8 protein-coding genes are annotated in these 18,069 nt (G+C 66.6%); 5 read left to right on the forward strand and 3 right to left on the reverse strand.

Going from position 1 to position 18,069, the window contains the following annotated elements; genetic code table 11:
* Positions 1 to 62 precede the first annotated feature (62 nt).
* Together OIK44_RS06615 and OIK44_RS06620 are read left to right on the forward strand one after the other, a co-directional pair.
* Positions 63 to 2,681, forward strand: coding sequence for a TonB-dependent receptor (locus tag OIK44_RS06615; RefSeq protein ID WP_273669940.1), 2,619 nt, complete (start codon positions 63 to 65; stop codon positions 2,679 to 2,681).
* Between the two features lie 121 nt (positions 2,682 to 2,802).
* Complete coding sequence (locus OIK44_RS06620) at positions 2,803 to 4,809, forward strand: S9 family peptidase (RefSeq protein ID WP_273669941.1); 2,007 nt, start codon at positions 2,803 to 2,805, stop codon at positions 4,807 to 4,809.
* Positions 4,810 to 4,877: 68 nt separating this feature from the next.
* Here the strand turns inward: OIK44_RS06620 and OIK44_RS06625 are convergent, their stop codons facing one another.
* Both OIK44_RS06625 and glnE read right to left on the reverse strand, forming a co-directional pair.
* Positions 4,878 to 5,342 carry a cache domain-containing protein gene (locus tag OIK44_RS06625; protein ID WP_273669942.1) on the reverse strand — a complete coding sequence of 155 codons (465 nt, stop codon included), beginning with the start codon at positions 5,340 to 5,342 and terminating at the stop codon, positions 4,878 to 4,880.
* A gap of 104 nt (positions 5,343 to 5,446) precedes the next feature.
* Positions 5,447 to 8,197, reverse strand: coding sequence for a bifunctional [glutamate--ammonia ligase]-adenylyl-L-tyrosine phosphorylase/[glutamate--ammonia-ligase] adenylyltransferase (gene glnE / locus OIK44_RS06630; protein WP_273669943.1), 2,751 nt, complete (start codon positions 8,195 to 8,197; stop codon positions 5,447 to 5,449).
* A 220-nt stretch (positions 8,198 to 8,417) separates the two neighbouring features.
* On the opposite strand from glnE, the gene OIK44_RS06635 reads away from it, so the two are divergent.
* From OIK44_RS06635 to tldD, 3 genes are all read left to right on the forward strand, one after another.
* Positions 8,418 to 12,563, forward strand: a complete 4,146-nt coding sequence (locus OIK44_RS06635; RefSeq protein ID WP_273669944.1) for a YhdP family protein — start codon at positions 8,418 to 8,420, stop codon at positions 12,561 to 12,563.
* Positions 12,564 to 12,631: 68 nt separating this feature from the next.
* The gene (locus OIK44_RS06640; RefSeq protein WP_273669945.1) at positions 12,632 to 13,429 is read left to right on the forward strand and encodes a carbon-nitrogen hydrolase family protein; all 798 of its coding nucleotides are present in this window, start codon (positions 12,632 to 12,634) and stop codon (positions 13,427 to 13,429) included.
* Positions 13,430 to 13,474: 45 nt separating this feature from the next.
* A complete protein-coding gene (gene tldD, locus OIK44_RS06645) occupies positions 13,475 to 14,935 on the forward strand; it encodes a metalloprotease TldD (RefSeq protein ID WP_273669946.1) in 1,461 nt (486 codons plus the stop codon).
* A gap of 54 nt (positions 14,936 to 14,989) precedes the next feature.
* Here the strand turns inward: tldD and OIK44_RS06650 are convergent, their stop codons facing one another.
* A complete protein-coding gene (locus OIK44_RS06650; protein WP_273669947.1) occupies positions 14,990 to 17,662 on the reverse strand; it encodes a TonB-dependent receptor in 2,673 nt (890 codons plus the stop codon).
* Positions 17,663 to 18,069 lie beyond the last annotated feature (407 nt).

Here is an 18,069-nt window from a genome sequence, read left to right on the forward strand (position 1 = left end):
CGAATGCCAAGGTCGGCGCGGAGAAAAAGGCCGCCGAGCTCGTTGTCAACAAGGACGCGCCTATGCAAAAAGTCTATGTGACCGGCTCGAACGTGCGCCGCATCACGCTGGAATCTGCATCGCCGGTGCAAGTGATCACGCGCGAGGAATTGACACGGGGCGGCGCCACTTCGCTCAATGAAGTGCTGCGGACGATTTCCTCGAACGTCGGCGGTAACGATGAAAACCGCACCAGCGGCTTCACCGCCGGCGCCGCCGGCATGAACTTGCGCGGCATCGGCAGCCAGTCCACCTTGATGCTGATTAACGGCCGCCGCCTCGCGCCTTACGCGCAGCCGGAATTCCAGACCACCTTCGTCGACTTGAATTCGGTGCCTATCGGCGCCGTCGAGCGCATCGAGGTCTTGAAAGACGGCGCGTCGGCGATTTACGGCTCGGAAGCGCTGGCCGGTGTGGTCAACATCATTTTGCGCAATAGTTTCGAAGGCATCGAAGCGGGCGGCTCGGTCGGCCGATCGGGCCGCAGCGACGGCGAGCAGGTGCGCGGCACCATCAGCGGCGGTTTCGGCGATCTGGTGAAAGACCATTTCAACGCCTACGCGACGCTCGATGTGCGCTCGCGCAAGCCTATGTTCATCAGCAAGCGCGACGACTACCTGAGCACCCAGGACACCCGCGCTTGGGGGTATAGGGACCTGCGCTCCCTGCATACCTTCCCTGGCAATCTGTACTGGACCGATCCGAAGACCAACACCTTTACGTCCCGCAGCCTGGACCCGAATTGCCCTGCCGACCGTCTGGTTCCCGCCGATACGTTGCTCAACAAAGGCGCCCAAGGCACTGCCTGCGTGTTTGACGACTACAAGGACGGCACCTTCAATTCCGCCACAAAAACGGACCGCATCGGCGTCACCAGCCGCCTGACGTGGCAGCCGACGGCGAGCACCACGGTGTTCAGCGAGTTGATGTATAACCGTAACAAGGCTCTTCTCACCGGCAACTTGCACTGGGTGCAGGCGAACAATGGCGGAGCCTTGCCCGCGCTGCCGATCACCCATCCGCAGTATCCGAAAGATTTGATCGGTCCGGACGGCAAGACCCTGGCCGGCGGCAACAAAACCGTGCGGGTGCGGGCGCAGTTGCGCGACTTCCCCGGCATCGGCAAGGAAAACACCACGGACTTCGGGCGTTATCTGGTCGGCGCCAAAGGCGAAATCGCCAACTGGGATTGGGAATCGGCGCTCTTGCTGTCCAACAGCAAAGTCACCTCCGTCATGACCAGCGGTCTGCTGGAGACGCCTTTCCTCAATGCCTACAACAACGGCACCTTCATTTTTGGCAATACGGCAGCGAATGCGGCGCTGTACAAGACGCTGGTGGCCAATACCCGCAGCGTATTCAAGTCCGGCGTGCAGCAGATCGACGGGAAAATATCCGGCGAGCTGATGAACTTGCCGGCCGGCCCGGTCGGCCTGGCCGTCGGCGCCGAAGCCCGCCGCGAATATCTGGAAACCAATCCCGACCCCTTGACTGTTGCCGGCGAGCTGTACCACATGGCGACGGCTTCGCCCGGCTTCAAGAACAGCCGCCGCGTCCAGTCGATCTACGGCGAAGCGACGATTCCCTTGTTTAAGAGCCTGGAAGCGCAACTGGCCGCCCGTTTCGACCATTATTCCGACTACGGCAACTCGACCACGCCGAAAGTGGGCTTGAAATGGACGGTGTCGCCGCAACTGCTGGTGCGCGGCACCTTTGCAAAAGGCTTCCGCGCGCCTACGCTGGTGGAAAATTCGACGGACGTGAAGGACGCTTACGTCACCATCAAGGATCCCTTCCGTTGCAACGACCAGTTCAAGGAAGATTGCGCCGCCAGCACACCGTACCAGAGCGGCGCCAATCCAAAGCTGGCACCGGAAACGGCGAAAAGCTATACGCTGGGCCTGGCTTGGGAGCCTACGTCCTGGTTCCTGGCAACCCTCGACCTGTGGCAAATCAACCGCATCAACGAAATCAATACTTATGATATTGATAAGGTTCTGGGCGACCCTGGCCGCTATGCCAACGATCCGGCCGTTTCCGTCGTCCGCGATCCGCTGACGGCCGGCGACCGGGCCAACGGCGCCACCGCCGGGGCCGTCAGTAGCATCAAGTTGTTGCTGACCAATGTGGCTTCGACGAAAATTCAAGGCCTCGACTTGAAGTTGCAGGGCAAGTACAACATGGGTGAGTACGGCGTGCTGCAGCCGACGCTGAACCTCAGCCACACGCAGTCGTACAAAACGGCGCCGTCGCCAGGCGAACCGATGATCGAGTATGCCGGCACGCTCGGCACGCCAAGCGTGCAGGCGACGCTGGGGCTGTCCTGGAAGAAAGCCGCCTACACCTTGTCGGCGGACACCGTCTTCATCGGCAAGATGTCGTCCGTCAGCGACCGCACCGTCAAGTGCAAGGAAGAGACGGAGGGCTATGCGAATATGTGCACGGGCGTGCCCTCGTTCACCGTCGTCAACCTGGGCGGTAGTTACACCGGCATCAAGGACTTGAAGCTGAGTTTTGCGGTGCAGAACGCCTTCGACCGCAAGCCGCCTTTCCGTCCTTACGATGGCAATAACTACTTCGCGCCACTGCACAGCGCGATGGGCCGTTATTTCCAACTGACGGCTGACTACAAGTTCAAGTAAGTCGTCATCCCGAAAAAAGCGCCGGAACCCTGTGTTGCGGCGCTTTTTTTAATTTTTGGGGTATTTCCCCGCCGGACCGGCCGCATCCGCCGCCGCCGCGTCCGCCCAAAGGAGACTTGTTTTGAAAACACGCATCATCCCCACCCTGCTTGCCGCGCTGATGCTCGGAACCGGCCTGTACAGCGCAGGCGCGCACGCCGACGAGTCCATCCCGGTTGCCGAATTCTTTAAAAAGCCCGAGTTCAACAGCCAGCCCATCCTGTCGCCCGACGGCCAGAACATGGCCGTGCTGACGCCGCGCAACGGCCGCTTCGTGCTGGCCATCATCAACCTCGACACCCGCGAGTCGAAGGTGGTCGCCTCCGATCCGGATTGGAACGTCAGCAACCCGCAATGGGTGAACAACCAGCGCCTGATCTTTAGCATCAGCAAGGGCGCCGACGAGGTCCTGGAGCGGCAGACCGGCGGCGGCTTGTTCGCCGTGAACCGCGACGGCAGCGCCTTCCGCAAGCTGGTTGTCAGCGTCAAGGAGGCGATGAGCACGGGCGTTTCCTACAAACCCGTCAGCGTGCTGCAGCGCGTGGGCGGCGACAGCAACGACTTGTTCGTCATCAACAACGAGCGGGGCCGCGACGCCGACCTGGGCGCCAGCGACGTGTTCCGCCTCGACACGACGACCGGCCGCATGAGCCTGCAAACATTCAACAATCCCGGCTCCGTCAGCGGCTGGCTGCTGGACCATGCGAATGTGATACGGGTCGCTTCCGCGATGGCCGTGGAGCCGGGCAGCAAGCGTATCCAGCAAACCGTTTATTACCGCGACGACGAGAAGGCGGCGTGGAAAGTCATTTACCGCGCCTACCTCGACGAAGGCAAGGAAATGAACCCGCTGGGCTTCGATTTCGACAATAAAACCCTGTTTGTCGCCGGCCGCTTTGGCGGACGCGACAAGGCGGCCCTGCATATCTGGGATTTCGCCGCGAACCAGGCGGGCGAATTGGTGGCCGAGCATCCCGAGGCCGATATCGATGACAGTTTGCTCGTCGATAATGAGCGCAAGAAAATCATCGGCATCGTGGCCAAGGGCATGAAGAGTGAGATTTACTACTTCGACGAAGAATATGCGCGCTTGCAGGCGACGCTGAACGCCAGCCTGCCGGGCCAGGAAGTGCATTTCCAATGGCGCGGCAACCGCGCCGTGGTCAGCACCAGCGGCGAGAACAATGTCGGCAAGCTGTATTTCTTCGACACTGAGAAGAAGACCCTGGAGCCCTTGTACAGCGTCAAGCCCGCGCTGGACGGCAAAAAGCTGTCGGCGCAAACCGTCATCCAATACACGGCCCGCGATGGCCTCAATATTCCCGCCTACCTGACGCTGCCGGAGGGCCGCCCCGCCAAGGCGCTGCCCCTGGTCGCCTATATCCACGGCGGCCCGCACGCCCGCGACCAGTTCGGTTTCGACCCGATCACGCAGATGCTGGCCTCGCGCGGCTACGCCGTGCTGCAGCCGCAGTTCCGCATGTCGACCGGCTTTGGCTGGAAGCACCACACGGCGGGCTGGAAGCAATGGGGCCTGGCGATGCAGGACGACATCACCGACGGCGTCGCGTCGCTGGTCAAGCAGGGCATCGTCGATCCCAAGCGCGTCTGCATTATCGGCGCCAGTTATGGCGGCTACGCGACCATGTATGGCTTGATCAAAGATCCGGACATGTATAAATGCGGCATTAACTGGGTCGGCGTCACCGACGTCAAGATGTTGTTTACCGTGTCGTGGTCGGATATGTCCGGCCCCGTCATGGACAATATCGGCGCGAAAATGCACGGCGATCCAAAGACCGACGAGGCTTATTTCCACAAAGTGTCGGCCATCGAGCACGCCGCTAAAATCAAGTCTCCGGTCTTGATGGCCTATGGCAGCGAAGATATCCGCGTGCCGCTGATCCACGGTGAAAAAATGCGCGACCAGTTGCGCAAGCAGGGCAACACCGTCGAGTGGGTGGTGATGACCGGTGAGGGCCATGGCTGGAGCAAGGAAAGCAATAACATCAAGTGGGGCGAAACTGTCCTGAACTTCATCGACCGCTACATCGGCGCCGGCGCAAAAGACGACACGGCGAAGCGATAAGCGCTTAGCTCGCCCCTAAAATCCGGCAATCTTGCCGGATTTTTTTTTGCCGGCGCCGTGCCCCGGGTTTATTTATAGATGCCGGAGCCGACGATCATATTGTCGACTTTTTCGATGTAGCCGGCCTTCTGTTCGATGACCTTGGTCACGGGATTGGGCCACTTGAACTCGACCCAGCCCTTGCCGGCGGGGCTGTTGGCGATCTCGATGAGGTTTTTGATGACGGGCTTGCCCTCGTTATCCTTCATTTCGATCAGGTTTTTGCCGACCATCTTGGGATTGTTGCCGTGCGCCAGGGTCACGCCGTGCAGGTCATACACATAGACATACAGGTCGCGGTCGTGGAAGTTGGCGTTGGCCGGGTTGCTGATTTCCGCGAAAGCCTTGTCCTTGCCGGCCGACTTGATCAGCGCCGCCGCTTTCTTGGTCATGGCGACGGCCTCGTCGGCCGTGCCCTTGTCGGCCGCCAGCGCGGCGCACGGCAGGGCGAGGATGCCGAGGCTGAGCGCCACTGTGCTAATCAATGTTTTCATTTTAAAGTCTCCAAAGGTGGGGTGGGTGGGCGCCGGATGGGGGCGTTCTTGTTATCTGTTGCCTAAGGGCATCATAGCGGATTCCCGCCACCTTGGTGTGTCATTTATGCAACGTTGTCGCCGAAGGTGGCCAGCCACAACTGGCGCACGCTGTCCGTGTGCATCTGCACCTGGGCCGGCTCGACCCGGGCCAGGTCCTGGCCCTGCAGGCGCATCTGGTGCTGCAGCTTGCGCAGCGCCCGGTAGGCGTCGGCGGCGCGCGCCGCCAGCGCCGCGTCGATCAGACCCAGCTCGCCGCAAATGCGCAGCAGCGCGATGTTGCCGGCGTTCGCCGTCAGTTGCGGGTGGCGGGCCGCGTGCTGCAGCACGAGAAACTGGACGATGAATTCGATGTCGATCATGCCGCCCGGGTCTTGCTTGAGGTCGAACAGGCCGGGCCGGGGCGGGTGGGCGTCGCGCATCTTCAAGCGCATGGCCAGCACCTCCTGCCTCAGCGGGCCGTCCTGCGGCCGCTCGCGGCGCAGCACGTCTTCGCGGATTTGCTCGAAGCGCTCGCCGATGGCGGCGTCGCCGGCGCAAAAGCGCGCCCGCGTCAGCGCCTGGTGTTCCCACACCCAGGCCGAGTTGGCCTGGTAGCGCTCGAAGGCTTGCACGCTCGACACCAGCATGCCGGAGGCGCCGTCCGGGCGCAGCGCGATGTCGACGTCGAACAGGATGCCGGCCGAGGTGTGCGAGGTCATCCAGGTGATGAAGCGCTGCGCCAGCTTGGCGTACAGGCCGGGCGCGTCCTGGTCGTCGTCGTCGAACAGGAATATGACGTCGAGGTCGGAGACGTAGCCCAACTCCTTGCCGCCCAGCTTGCCGTAGGCGATCACGGCGAATTTCGGCACGTCGCGGTGGCGCGTCGCCAGCGCCTGCCAGGCCGCCTGGATGGTCGCCGCGACGATGGTGTCGGCCAGCCGGGACAGGTAGTCGGCCAGTTTTTCGACGCTCAGGTCGCCGGCCAGGTCTTGCGCCAGCCAGTGGAACAACTGGGCGTGGTGCAGCTCGCGCAGGATGTCCATCTGGCGTTCCGTGTCGCCGGCGGCGCCGCCCAGCTGCTGCTGCAACTGCAGGGCCAGCGCGGCCGGGTCCGGCACCTCGTTGCGGATGCGCGCGTCCAGCAGCTCGTCGAGCAGGATCGGGTGCTGGGTCAGGAAGGTGGCGGCCCAGCCGCTGGCGCAGACCATGCGCACCACGCGCTCCAGCGTGTGCGGGTATTCCGTCAGCAGCGACAGGTAGGCCGAGCGGCGCGCGATGGCCTCGAAGAAGTCGAGCAGGCGCCCCAGCGTCGTCAGCTGGTCGCCGGGGCCGGAGCGCGGCGCGTAGTCGGCGATCAGCGGCAGCGCCGCGTTGACCAGGGCCGCCAGGCGGTTGCGGCTGGCCTCGGGCATCGTTTGCAGCCGCGGCGCCTGCCAGGTGGCGAGCAGGCGCCGCGCGGCGGCGGCCGCTTCGCTGTAGCCGAGCGCGACCAGGCGCGCCTCGATGGCGTCGCGGTTGTCCGGGTCGGCGCAGTCGTTGCCGGCCTGCGGCTCGGCGTTGCCGTCGGCGGCCGCGCTCTTGTCGCTGAACATGGCGTCGAACTGGCCGGCGACGAAGGCGCGGTGCTCCTCCAGCCGGGCCAGCAGCGCGGCCGTGTCGGGCAGGCCCATCATCCGCGCCACCGTCAGCCGGTCCGCCTCGTTGGCCGGCAGCGTGTGCGTCTGGGCGTCGTCGAGGTATTGCAGGCGATGCTCCAGGTTGCGCAGGAAGGTGTAGGATGCCAGCAGTTGCTCGACGATGCTTGGCGTTAGCAGGGATTTGTCGGCCAGCACGCGCAGCGTGGCGCGCGTCGAGCGCTCGCGCAGGGCGGCGTCGCGGCCGCCCCGTATCAGTTGGAACACCTGGGCCAGGAACTCGATTTCGCGGATGCCGCCGCGGCCCAGCTTGACGTTGTTGCTGCGCTCCGGGTGCAAGCGCTCCTGGCGGTCGACCTCGGCGCGGATCTGCCCGTGCATATTGCGGATCGCGTCGATGACGCCGAAGTCCAGGTAGCGGCGGAACACGAAGGGGCGCACGATGGCGTCGAGGGCGGCGATGTCGGCGGCGGCGCCGCTGACGGCGCGCGCCTTGACCCAGGCGTAGCGCTCCCACTCGCGGCCCTGGACGATCAGGTATTGCTCGACCATGTTCAGGCTCGCCACCAGCGGGCCGGAGGCGCCGTTCGGGCGCAGCGCCATGTCGACGCGGAAGGTGAAGCCATCCTCGGTGATCTCCGACAGCGCGGCGATCAGCTTCTTGCCCAGGCGGGTGAAGAATTCGTGGTTCGACAGGGGGCGTTGCTGCGGCCCGCTGGCGAGCGTGTCGCCGTCCTCCGGGTAGACGAAGATCAGGTCGATGTCGGAGGATACGTTGAGCTCGCCGCCGCCCTGCTTGCCCATGGCCAGCACCAGCATGCGCTGCGGCAAGCCCGATTCATGGCCCATCGGCGTGCCGTGCGCCGCCACGGCCTCGGCCATCAGCCCGTCCAGCAGGGTGCGTATGGCGAAGTCGGCGAAGCCCGTCATCGCGCCGACCACCTCGGCCAGGTCGGCGCGGCCGTCCAGGTCGCGCTCGATCAGCGCCGCCACCAGCAGGTTGCGCAGGCGCCGCATGGCGCGCGCCGGCGGCAGCGGCGCGGCGCCGTCCTGGGCGGCCTCCTGGGCCAGGAAGCGGGCGAAGTCGAGCTTGGCCAGCGGCAGTTGCGCCAGCTGCGCCAGCTTGGCGGCGCGCCCGGGGGCGGCGCCCAGCCAGCGCTGGTGGAAACGGGAGGCGGAGATCAAGGGGGAGTGGCTCATCGTCGGCAAGTGTGGGGGCAAGGTCTACGGCAAAAGTAAATAGGGCAAATGGCGGGCAAAGCGGCAGTGCTGCGCATGGGGATGCGGTAGAATTGGGCCGCGGGCAGAAACGCGCGCTGCCCGCAGTGTCGGATTGATGGTAAGGGAGGCGCGGCCTGGACGCAAGCGCGCTGTTTATTTCCTATTTTTATTACGCCGGGCCCGATCTATTAGCTTATCGATGCACAATACGCCAGAGGAGACCGTGACCGCGCACATGCCACTGGCCAAGCGCTGGCACAGGCTGCGTGCCGCCTATCGGTTTTTCAATGTGGCCAGCCACCACGTGCTTGGCTTCACCGTCAAGCTGGCCGTGCTGGCGTACTTCGTCTTCGCCGTCGTCTTCCTGTTCCTGCGCTACGCGATCCTGCCGAATATCGACTACTACAAGCCGGGCATCGAGCGGGCCGCCAGCCGCGCGCTCGGCAACCAGGTCGCCATCGACCGCATCTACGCCTCCTGGCACGGGCTGCGGCCCAACCTCTTCCTCGGCGACGTCAGCCTGCGCGACGGCGACGGCCGCCAGGTGCTGAGCCTGCCGAGCGTGTCGGCCACGCTGTCGTGGTGGAGCGTGCTGGCCGGCGGCGTGCGCTTCGAGTCGCTGGAAATCATCCGCCCCGAGCTGCAGGTGCGGCGCGCGCCCGGCGGCAAGCTGTACGTGGCCGGCATCGCCCTCGCCGACGGCGGCGCCGACGGCAAGGGCGCCGACTGGGTCTTGTCGCAGCGCGAAATCGTCATCCGCGACGGCCGCCTGCACTGGACCGACGGCGTGCGCGGCACCGAGACGCTGGCGCTCGACCATGTCAACCTGGTGCTGCGCAACCAGTGGCGCGACCACCAGTTCGGGCTGCAGGCGACGCCGCCGGCCAGCCTGGCCGCGCCGCTCGACGTGCGCGCCCGCTTCGTCCACCCGCCGTTCGCCCGCAGCATGGCCGACGTCACGCTGTGGAAGGGCGAGGTGTACGCGGACCTGAAGGGCGCCGACCTGGCGGCCTGGAAGCGCTATATCGACTATCCCTTCGAGCTGAGCCAGGGCAAGGGCGCGCTGCGCGCCTGGCTGACGCTGGACCACGCCAAGCTGGCCGCCTTCACGGCCGACGTGCGCCTGGAAGACGTGCAGGCGCGCCTGGGCAAGGACTTGCCGCCGCTGGACCTGCTGCGCGTGCGCGGGCGCGTGTCGGCGCGCGAGGACTACGCCGCCCAGGCGCAGGACGGCAAGCCGACCTTCGGCGCCCGCGGTCACGCCGTCAGCCTCAGCGAATTTTCGCTGGAAACCCGCGACGGCCTGAGCCTGCCGCCGACCACGCTGTCGGAGCGCTATGTCGCCGCCGCCGCCGGCAAGCCGCAGCGCACCGAGCTGCGCGCCCGGGCGCTCGACTTGCAGACGCTGACGGCGCTGGCGGCCCGCCTGCCGCTGGGCGCGGCGAATCTGCAGCTGCTGGAAGAGCTGGCGCCGCGCGGCCGCCTGGAGGATTTTTCCGCCGAATGGCAGGGCCCCTTGGCGGCGCCGCTGGCCTTCCACGTCAAGGGCCAGGTGCTGGGCCTGGGCCTGCGCGCCCAGCCGGCCCGCGCGGCGCAGCCGAAAAGCGCCGCCGCGCCGGCCCAGGAGGCGACGGCCGCCATCCCCGGCTTCGACAACCTGACGGGCAGCGTCGACGCCACCGACAAGGGCGGCAGCGTCAACCTGGCCTCGCGCGACCTGGTGCTGCAGATGCCGGCCTATTTCGCCGAGCCGGCCTTGCCCTTCGAGCAACTGAACCTGAAGGCGCGCTGGTCCTTCGAGGGCCAGGAGCAGTTGCGCGTCGACGTGGACAGTTTCGACTTCCTCCAGCAAGGTCTGGCGGGCACGCTGAAGGGCTCGCACCTGCTGCCGCTGAAGGGCGGCGCCGTCAAGGGCGCCGGCAGCGCCGACTTCAGCGGCACGCTGAACAATTTCGACTTGAAGACGATAGGCCGCTACCTGCCGCTGCAAACCCCGGCCGACCTGCGCCACTGGCTGGTCGGCGCGCTGGAGGACGGCCTGGCCCAGGACGTCGGCCTGCGCCTGCGCGGCGAGCTGGCGCATTTCCCGTTCAAGGCCGACAACGCGCAGGAGCGCGCCCGCGGCGAGTTCCGCGCCGCCGGCCGGCTGGAGAACGCCAAGCTGAACTACGCGCCCGGCGAACTGGCCAAGGACGGCAAGGGGCCGCTGTGGCCGCAGGCCGAGCGCATCAAGGGCAATTTCGTGTTCGACCGGGCGCGCATGGAAATCCGCGGCGACACGGCCGCCACCGGCGGCGTCGCGCTGGCCAATGTGAAGGCCGTCATCGCCGACTTGACCGTGCACGACATGATGCTCGACATCGACGGCAGCGCCCAGGGCGCCATGCAGGAATTCCTCAAGTACATGGCGGCCAGCCCCGTGCTGGAATGGATAGCCCATTTCACCGACCAGACGACGGCCAGCGGCAACGCCAGGCTGGCCCTGAAGCTGCACCTGCCGCTGAACCACATGATCGATTCCAAGGTGCAGGGCACGCTGCAACTGGCCGGCAACGACATCGTGCTGTTCGACGACTTCCCGCCCGTCCAGGGCACGCAGGGCAAGATCGAGTTCAATGAGCACGGCGTCAACCTGAACGGCCTGGCCGGCACCTTCGTCGGCGGCCCCGTGGCCATCGCCGGCGGCAGCTTGCGCGACAACTCGATCGCCGTGCGCATCGGCGGCGCCGTCAGCGTCGACGGCCTGCGCAAGGTCTACACGGCGCCCGTGATGCAGCGCCTGGCCGGCCACCTGAGCGGCGGCGCCCGCTACAGCGGCTTGATCACGGCGCGCGACCACCAATACCAGGTGGCCGTCGACTCGACCCTGGTGGGCCTGGGGCTGGACTTTCCGGCGCCCGTGAAGAAGGCGGCCGCCGACGCCGTGCCGTTCAAGTTCCTGCTCAACGGCGGCGCCGCCAATGAGGCCGGCCTGACGCGCGACGACATCCGCATCAATCTGGGCCCGGCCATTGCCGCCCGCTACCAGCGCCAGAAGCAGGGCAAGGAGGCGTGGCGGGTGGTGCGCGGCGGCGTCGGGGTGAACGCGCCGGCGCCCGAGCCGGACAGCGGCATGATGGTCAACGTCAACCTGAAGTCGCTCAACGTCGATGCTTGGCTGGCCCTCGGCGACGGCATCGCCGGCCCCGCCGCCGGCGGCGCCGAGGCGGGCGGCCCGGAGCTGGCCCAGTACGTCGTGCCGGACTTGATGGCGGCCCGCGCCGGCGAGCTGATCCTGGGCGAGCGCAAGCTCGAAAACGTCGTCGTCGGCGCCAGCCACCACCGCGGCCTGTGGCAGGCCAACGTCGATTCGGCCCAGGCGTCCGGCTATGTCGGCTGGGTCGAGACGGCCTCCGGCCTGGGCAAGATGACGGCGCGCCTGTCCTCGCTGGTGATACCGGAGTCGGCCGCCGGCGACGTCAAGGATTTGCTCGAAGGTAAAAACGGCGTGGCCCAGACCATTCCCGCGCTCGACATCGTCGCCGAGCGCTTCGAATTGTTCAACAAGCAGATCGGCCGGCTCGAACTGCAGGCTTACAACGCGGCGGCCACGGGGCGCGACTGGCGCGTCAGCAAGCTGTCGCTGGCCAATCCGGACGGCGAGTTGAAGGGCACCGGCAAATGGATCGTCAAGGATGGCCAGAGCAACACCAGCCTGAACTTCGGGCTCGACATCGTCGACGCCGGCAAGCTGCTGGAGCGTTTCGGCTTCGCCGACACCGTGCGCAAGGGCAAGGGCAAGCTCAGCGGCGACATCAGCTGGAAGGGCTTGCCGTATTCGCTGGACATTCCCAGCCTGTCCGGGCAGATCCAGCTGAACGTCGAGTCGGGCCAATTCCTCAAGCAAGACCCGGGCGCGGCCAAGCTGCTGGGCGTGCTCAGCCTGCAAGCGCTGCCGCGCCTGCTCAAGCTGGACTTCCACGACGTCTTTTCCGAGGGCCTGGCCTTCGACGGCATCACGGCCACGGCGGCCATCACGCGCGGCGTGGCGAAGACGGATAATTTGAAAATGCACGGCGTCGCCGCCACCGTGCTGATGGACGGCAGCGCCGACATTGCCAACGAATCGACCAATTTGCACGTCGTCGTCATTCCCGAGTTCAACCTGGGCACGGGGCCGCTGGTGTACGCGCTGGCGGTGAACCCGGTGATCGGCCTGGGCAGCTTCCTGGCCCAGTTGTTCTTGCGCGCGCCGGTGATGAAGGCGCTGACCTACCAGATGCAGGTGGCGGGGCCGTGGAAGGCGCCCGTGATCACCAAGCTCGATAGTGGTAAATTGGAGCCTGTGCCGGTTCCGGCGGAATAGGGCGGACCCCGGGGAGTACGCCCCGGCTTTACACAGGATAACGCGGCATGACGCAGGCAGGAGAGGGTATGAACACAGTTGCAGCAGTACAGATGATTTCGTCGCCGTCGGTGCAGCAGAACATCGCGGCGGCGCGCCGCCTGATCGGCCAGGCGGCCGCCACCGGCGCCTGCCTGGTGACGCTGCCGGAATACTGGGCCATCATGGGCCAGAGCGACAGCGACAAGGTGGCGCACGCCGAACAGCCCGGCAGCGGCCCGATCCAGGATTTTATGGCGCAGATGGCGCGCGAGCACGGCGTCTGGCTGATCGGCGGCACGCTGCCGCTGGCGTCCGGCCAGGACGGCAAGGTCTTGAACACGACGCTGGTCTACGACCCGCAGGGCCGGCCGGCCGGGCGCTACGACAAGATCCACCTGTTCGGCTTCACCCGCGGCGGCGAATCGTACGACGAGTCGCGCACCATCGTGCCGGGCGCGGCGGTGGGCAGTTTCGAGGCGCCGTTCGGCCGCGTCGGCCTGTCCGTCTGCTACGACCTGCGCTTCCCCGAGCTGTACCGGGCGATGGGCGCGTGCGCGCTGATCGTCGTGCCGGCCGCGTTCACCCACACCACCGGCCTGGCGCACTGGGAAGTGCTGCTGCGTGCCCGGGCCATCGAAAACCAGTGCTATGTGCTGGCCGCCGCCCAGGGCGGGCTGCACCCGAACGGCCGCCGCACCTGGGGCCACAGCATGCTGATCGACCCCTGGGGCGAGATCAAGGCCATGCTGCCCGAGGGCGAGGGCGTCGTCAGCGGCGACATCGACCCGCTGTTTCTGGCCAGCGTGCGCGAGTCGCTGCCGGCGCTGCGCCACCGGACCATGTAGGCGGCATTCCGCATATTTGAACAAAACCCACGAAAAGACACGATCATGATCCTATTTGAACCGAATCTCTCCACGCTGGCCGTGGCCCGCGACATCCTGCTGACGCCGTTCGGACTGGACGAGGCGAAGCTGTTGAAGGCGCTCGGCACGATGTTCACCCACAAGGTCGACTACGCCGACCTGTACTTCCAGTTCACCAAGAACGAGGGCTGGAGCCTGGAGGAGGGCATCGTCAAGACGGGCAGCTTCTCGATCGACCAGGGCGTCGGCGTGCGCGCCGTGTCGGGCGACAAGACGGCGTTTTCGTATTCGGACGAAATTTCCGAAAACGCGCTGCTGGAGGCGGCGGCGGCCACGCGCACCATCGCCCGCGCCGGCGCCGGCAAGGTCAAGGTGGCCGGCAGCATGCGCCAGCAGGGCGGCCGCTCGCTGTACCTGCCGAACGACCCGCTCGACTCGCTCGACGCGACGGCCAAGGTGAAGCTGCTGGAGCGCGTCGAGAAAATGGCGCGCGCCAAAGACCCCCGCGTGGTGCAGGTGATGGCCGGCCTGGCCGGCGAATACGACGTCGTGCTGGTGGTGCGCAGCGACGGCGTGCTGGCGGCCGACATCCGGCCGCTGGTGCGCGTGTCGGTGACCGTCATCGCCGAGCAGAACGGCCGGCGCGAGATGGGTTCGTCCGGCGGCGGCGGGCGCTACAGCTATGACTACTTCAGCGACGCCGTGCTGGAACAATATGCGACGGAGGCCGTCAACTCGGCCATCGTCAACCTCGACGCGCGGCCGGCCCCGGCCGGGCCGATGACGATCGTGCTGGGACCGGGCTGGCCCGGCGTGCTGCTGCACGAGGCCATCGGCCACGGCCTCGAAGGCGATTTCAACCGCAAGGGCTCGTCGGCGTTTTCCGGGCGCATCGGCGAGCGCGTCGCCGCCAAGGGCGTCACCGTCGTCGACGACGGCACGCTGGCGGACCGCCGCGGCTCGCTGAACATGGACGACGAGGGCAACCCGACCCAGTGCACGACGCTGATCGAGGACGGCATCCTGAAGGGCTACATCCAGGACACGATGAACGCGCGCCTGATGAAGATGCCGGTGACGGGCAATGCGCGGCGCGAATCGTTCGCCCACCTGCCGATGCCGCGCATGACCAACACGTATATGCTGGCCGGCGACAAGGACCCGGAGGAAATCCTCGCCTCCGTCAAGAACGGTCTGTACGCCGTCAATTTCGGCGGCGGCCAGGTCGACATCACGAACGGCAAGTTCGTCTTCTCGGCCAGCGAGGCGTATATGATAGAAAACGGCAAGCTCAGCTACCCGGTCAAGGGCGCCACGCTGATCGGCAACGGCCCTGACGTGCTGAACCGCGTGTCGATGATAGGCAACGACATGCGCCTCGATTCCGGTGTCGGCGTCTGCGGCAAGGAGGGCCAGAGCGTGCCCGTCGGCGTCGGCCAGCCGACGCTGCGCATCGACGGCGTCACCGTCGGCGGCACCGCCTAAGTCCTGGAGCCCCGCCCTAGGGCGGGGCCGCGTCCGCTCTTTACCCGCCGGCGCTCAGAAGCTGTATTTGCCGCGCACGTAAAACGTCCTGCCCAAGGGGTCCGTGTAGCGCGGATCGTAGCCTTGCTGGAAGGTCGTTTGCTGGTTCGTGTAGGGCGGCTCCCGGTCCGTCAGGTTCTTCACGCCAGCTGTCAGCTCGACATTCTTGATCCCCGTGTAACTGCCCGACAGCGACCAGGTCGAGTACGCGCCGACGCGCTGCTTGAAGGCCGCGTCGACGGCGTTCTGGTCGGTGTAGCCGGACAGGTAACGGTTGCCCAGGTTGATATTCCATTTGCCCAGACTCCAGGCCAGCAAAATGTTATGGCGCCAGCGGAACACCGGCGTCGCGTCCGCGTAGATGCCGGCGTTGGCCGTGAACGGGCCGCCGCGCTCGTTCTGGTAGTCGTATTTGTCGACGTAGGTGCCGTCGGCCTGCAGCGTGAAGCTGCCGAAGCGGTTTTTCGGCAGGCGCCAGTTGACGCTGACGTCGACGCCGCGGGTGTGCACCTCGCCCAGGTTTTGCGTGATGTCGAGCACATAGTCGAGCTGCCTGCCGTCGGCGCTGTAGTGGAACAGGTCGCGGTATTTGGCGTAGTCGGCGAAGATGGTCTGCTCGGCGAGGAAATTGATCTGGTCGCGCAGCTTGATGTTCCAGTAGTCGAGCGAGAGCGTGAGGTCGCGCACCGGCTCGATGGCGACGCCGATGCTGTAGGTCTTGGACTTTTCCGGGCGCACCTCGGGATTGCCGCCCTGCCGCACTTTTTGCTGCTGCTGGCAGACGACGTTCGGGTTGGCGCCGGGCACCGCCGTGCCGCCCGGGCACAGCAGCGGGTCGTCGTAGGTGTCGGAGGTGTTGGTGCTGGTCTGCGGGCCGTGCAGGTCGAACAGCGTGGGCGCGCGGAAGCCGCGGTTGTACGAGGCGCGCAGCAGCACTTGCGCGCCGGGCTGGTAGCGCAGCGACACTTTCGGGTTGGTGCTGCCGCCGACGTCGCTGTAGCGGTCGTGGCGCAGCGCCAGGTTCAGCTCCAGGCCCTTCAGCACGGGAACGTTGAGTTCGCCGAACACGGCGCCGATATTGCGGCTGCCGAACTGGTCCAGCGCCTCCGAATAGCCGGAGCTGGACGCCTGCGACGCCAACGCGCGGTCGACCAGGTAGCGGGCCTTGTCGTGGCGCCATTCGGCGCCGACGGCGAAGCCGAGCGGGCCGCCCGGCAGCGTCGTCAGGTCGCGGCTGGCCTTGAAGTCGAGCGCGCTGCTGCTCATTTTGGCGTCGAGGAATTTCCCCAGCAGCAGGGAATCGGCGAGGAAGGCGGCCCCGGCCGCGTCCTGCGCGCCGAAGGGGTTCAGGATGCCCTGGCCGATGCCCTCGACGATGCGGGCGTCGATCACATAGCCGCCCGTGAAGGTGCTGCGGGCCCGGCTGATCGAGTGGCTCAGCGCGCTGTTGTAGTCCCAGCCGTGCAGCGCGCCGTCCAGGCTGAGCACGACGCGGTCGGAGATGCTGGTGTCGAATTGCCGGCGCTTGCCGGTGACGAGGGGGCGCCAGCTCAGCGTCAGGTCTTCGCCGCCGAGGCCGGCCACGGCCGGCACGCCGGCGCTGCCGCCCGGGTAGTAGGGGCTGCTGGCGTGCATGATCAGCTGGACGTCGGGCGGCGCCAGCGGCGGCGGCGCCACCGCCGAGGTGTTGGTGCTGCGGCTATGCAGCCATTCCAGGGCCGCCGTGTGGTCGGCGCCCAGTTTGTAGGAGGCGCGCCCGAGCACGGTTTCCTGGCGCGTCGCCGGCAGGTCGTCGACAAAGGACGAGTAGTCGAAGCGGCAGGTGAGCCGGCTCGTGTCCGGGTTGGGGATCGAGGCCGGCGGCAGGCAGCCGCCGAGGTAGCCGGGGTTGCCGGCGATGCCGTTGTCGGAAAAGAAGTTGGCCGGGAAGGGCGTGCCGCTGGTCTGGCTGACGCCCCGCTCGGGCCGCACGCCGGTGCGCGAAAAGCGCCGCGCCGCGGCCGGCAGCGCGCCCTGGTGGTGGACGTCGAACACGCCGAACAGATTGTAGCCGTCCGTGGCGAGGTCGCCGAAGCCGCCGCTGAGGTTGAAGCGCTGCTCGTCGCCGCCGCCCGGGCGCTGCGGCGCGTACAGCTCGGCCGCCACGGCCCCGCCCTGGACGGAGCGCTTGGTGATGAAGTTGATGACGCCGCCGATGGCGTCCGTGCCGTAGATGGCGGAGGCGCCGTCGCGCAGCACCTCGACCCGTTCCAGCGCGGCGACGGGGAGGATGTTCAGGTCGACCGTGTCGGCGTTGAACGGGTGGTTGGCCAGGCGCCGGCCGTTCAGCAGCACCAGGGTCTTGTCGCCGCCCAGGCCGCGCAGGTCGGCCACGGCGCGCCCGCCGGTGCCGCTGCCGACCGACTGGCTGGCCCCCGTCGAACTCTGGTTCATGGGGATCGTGTTGAGCACTTCCTGGGCCGTCGTCAAGCCCTGTTTGGCGAAGTCCTCGGCGCGGATGGTGGTGATCGGCAAGGCCGTCTGCGCGGCCAGGCGCTTGATCGACGAGCCGGTGATTTCGACGCGCTGCATCGGCGCGTCCTGGGCCGGCGCGTCCTGGGCCGGCGCCGCCGGCGCCAGCAGGGCCAGGCCGCAGGCGGCGCCGGCGCACAGGCCGCGGCGGGAACGGGATAGGGGGGATGGTCGCATGGGGATTCTCCTCGGGCAGGTGGGTGGGGCCGTCGCGGCGGCGCCCGGCGCGCCGCTGCGCGCACGCGTCCGGAGCTGCCAGTGTTGCGCGCCGGGCCGGGCCCGCCTTGGAGTTACATCAGAGGTGCGCGCCGCGCGCGCCGAGGCTGTCGCGGTGGCGCGACAGAGTTCCAAAAGACAATTCACTTGCCAAGGGCCGCCAATTGGCGGTATAGTCGGTGCGACTTTTATGGATTCCGACTATGTTCAGCTTCGCTTTCTTTACCGGCTACTTTTACTTTAGCAATTCCACACCCATGGCGGTGGAGTAGCGGCCGGTTCACGTAGCAAGCAAGACGAGATCCCAGCAAATCCTTCAAAACCGCCAGCGATGGCGGTTTTTTTTTATCCCGACGTTTCATTTTTGG

The sequence above is a fragment of the Janthinobacterium fluminis genome, from assembly GCF_028595325.1.
Lineage (GTDB): Bacteria > Pseudomonadota > Gammaproteobacteria > Burkholderiales > Burkholderiaceae_D > Janthinobacterium > Janthinobacterium fluminis.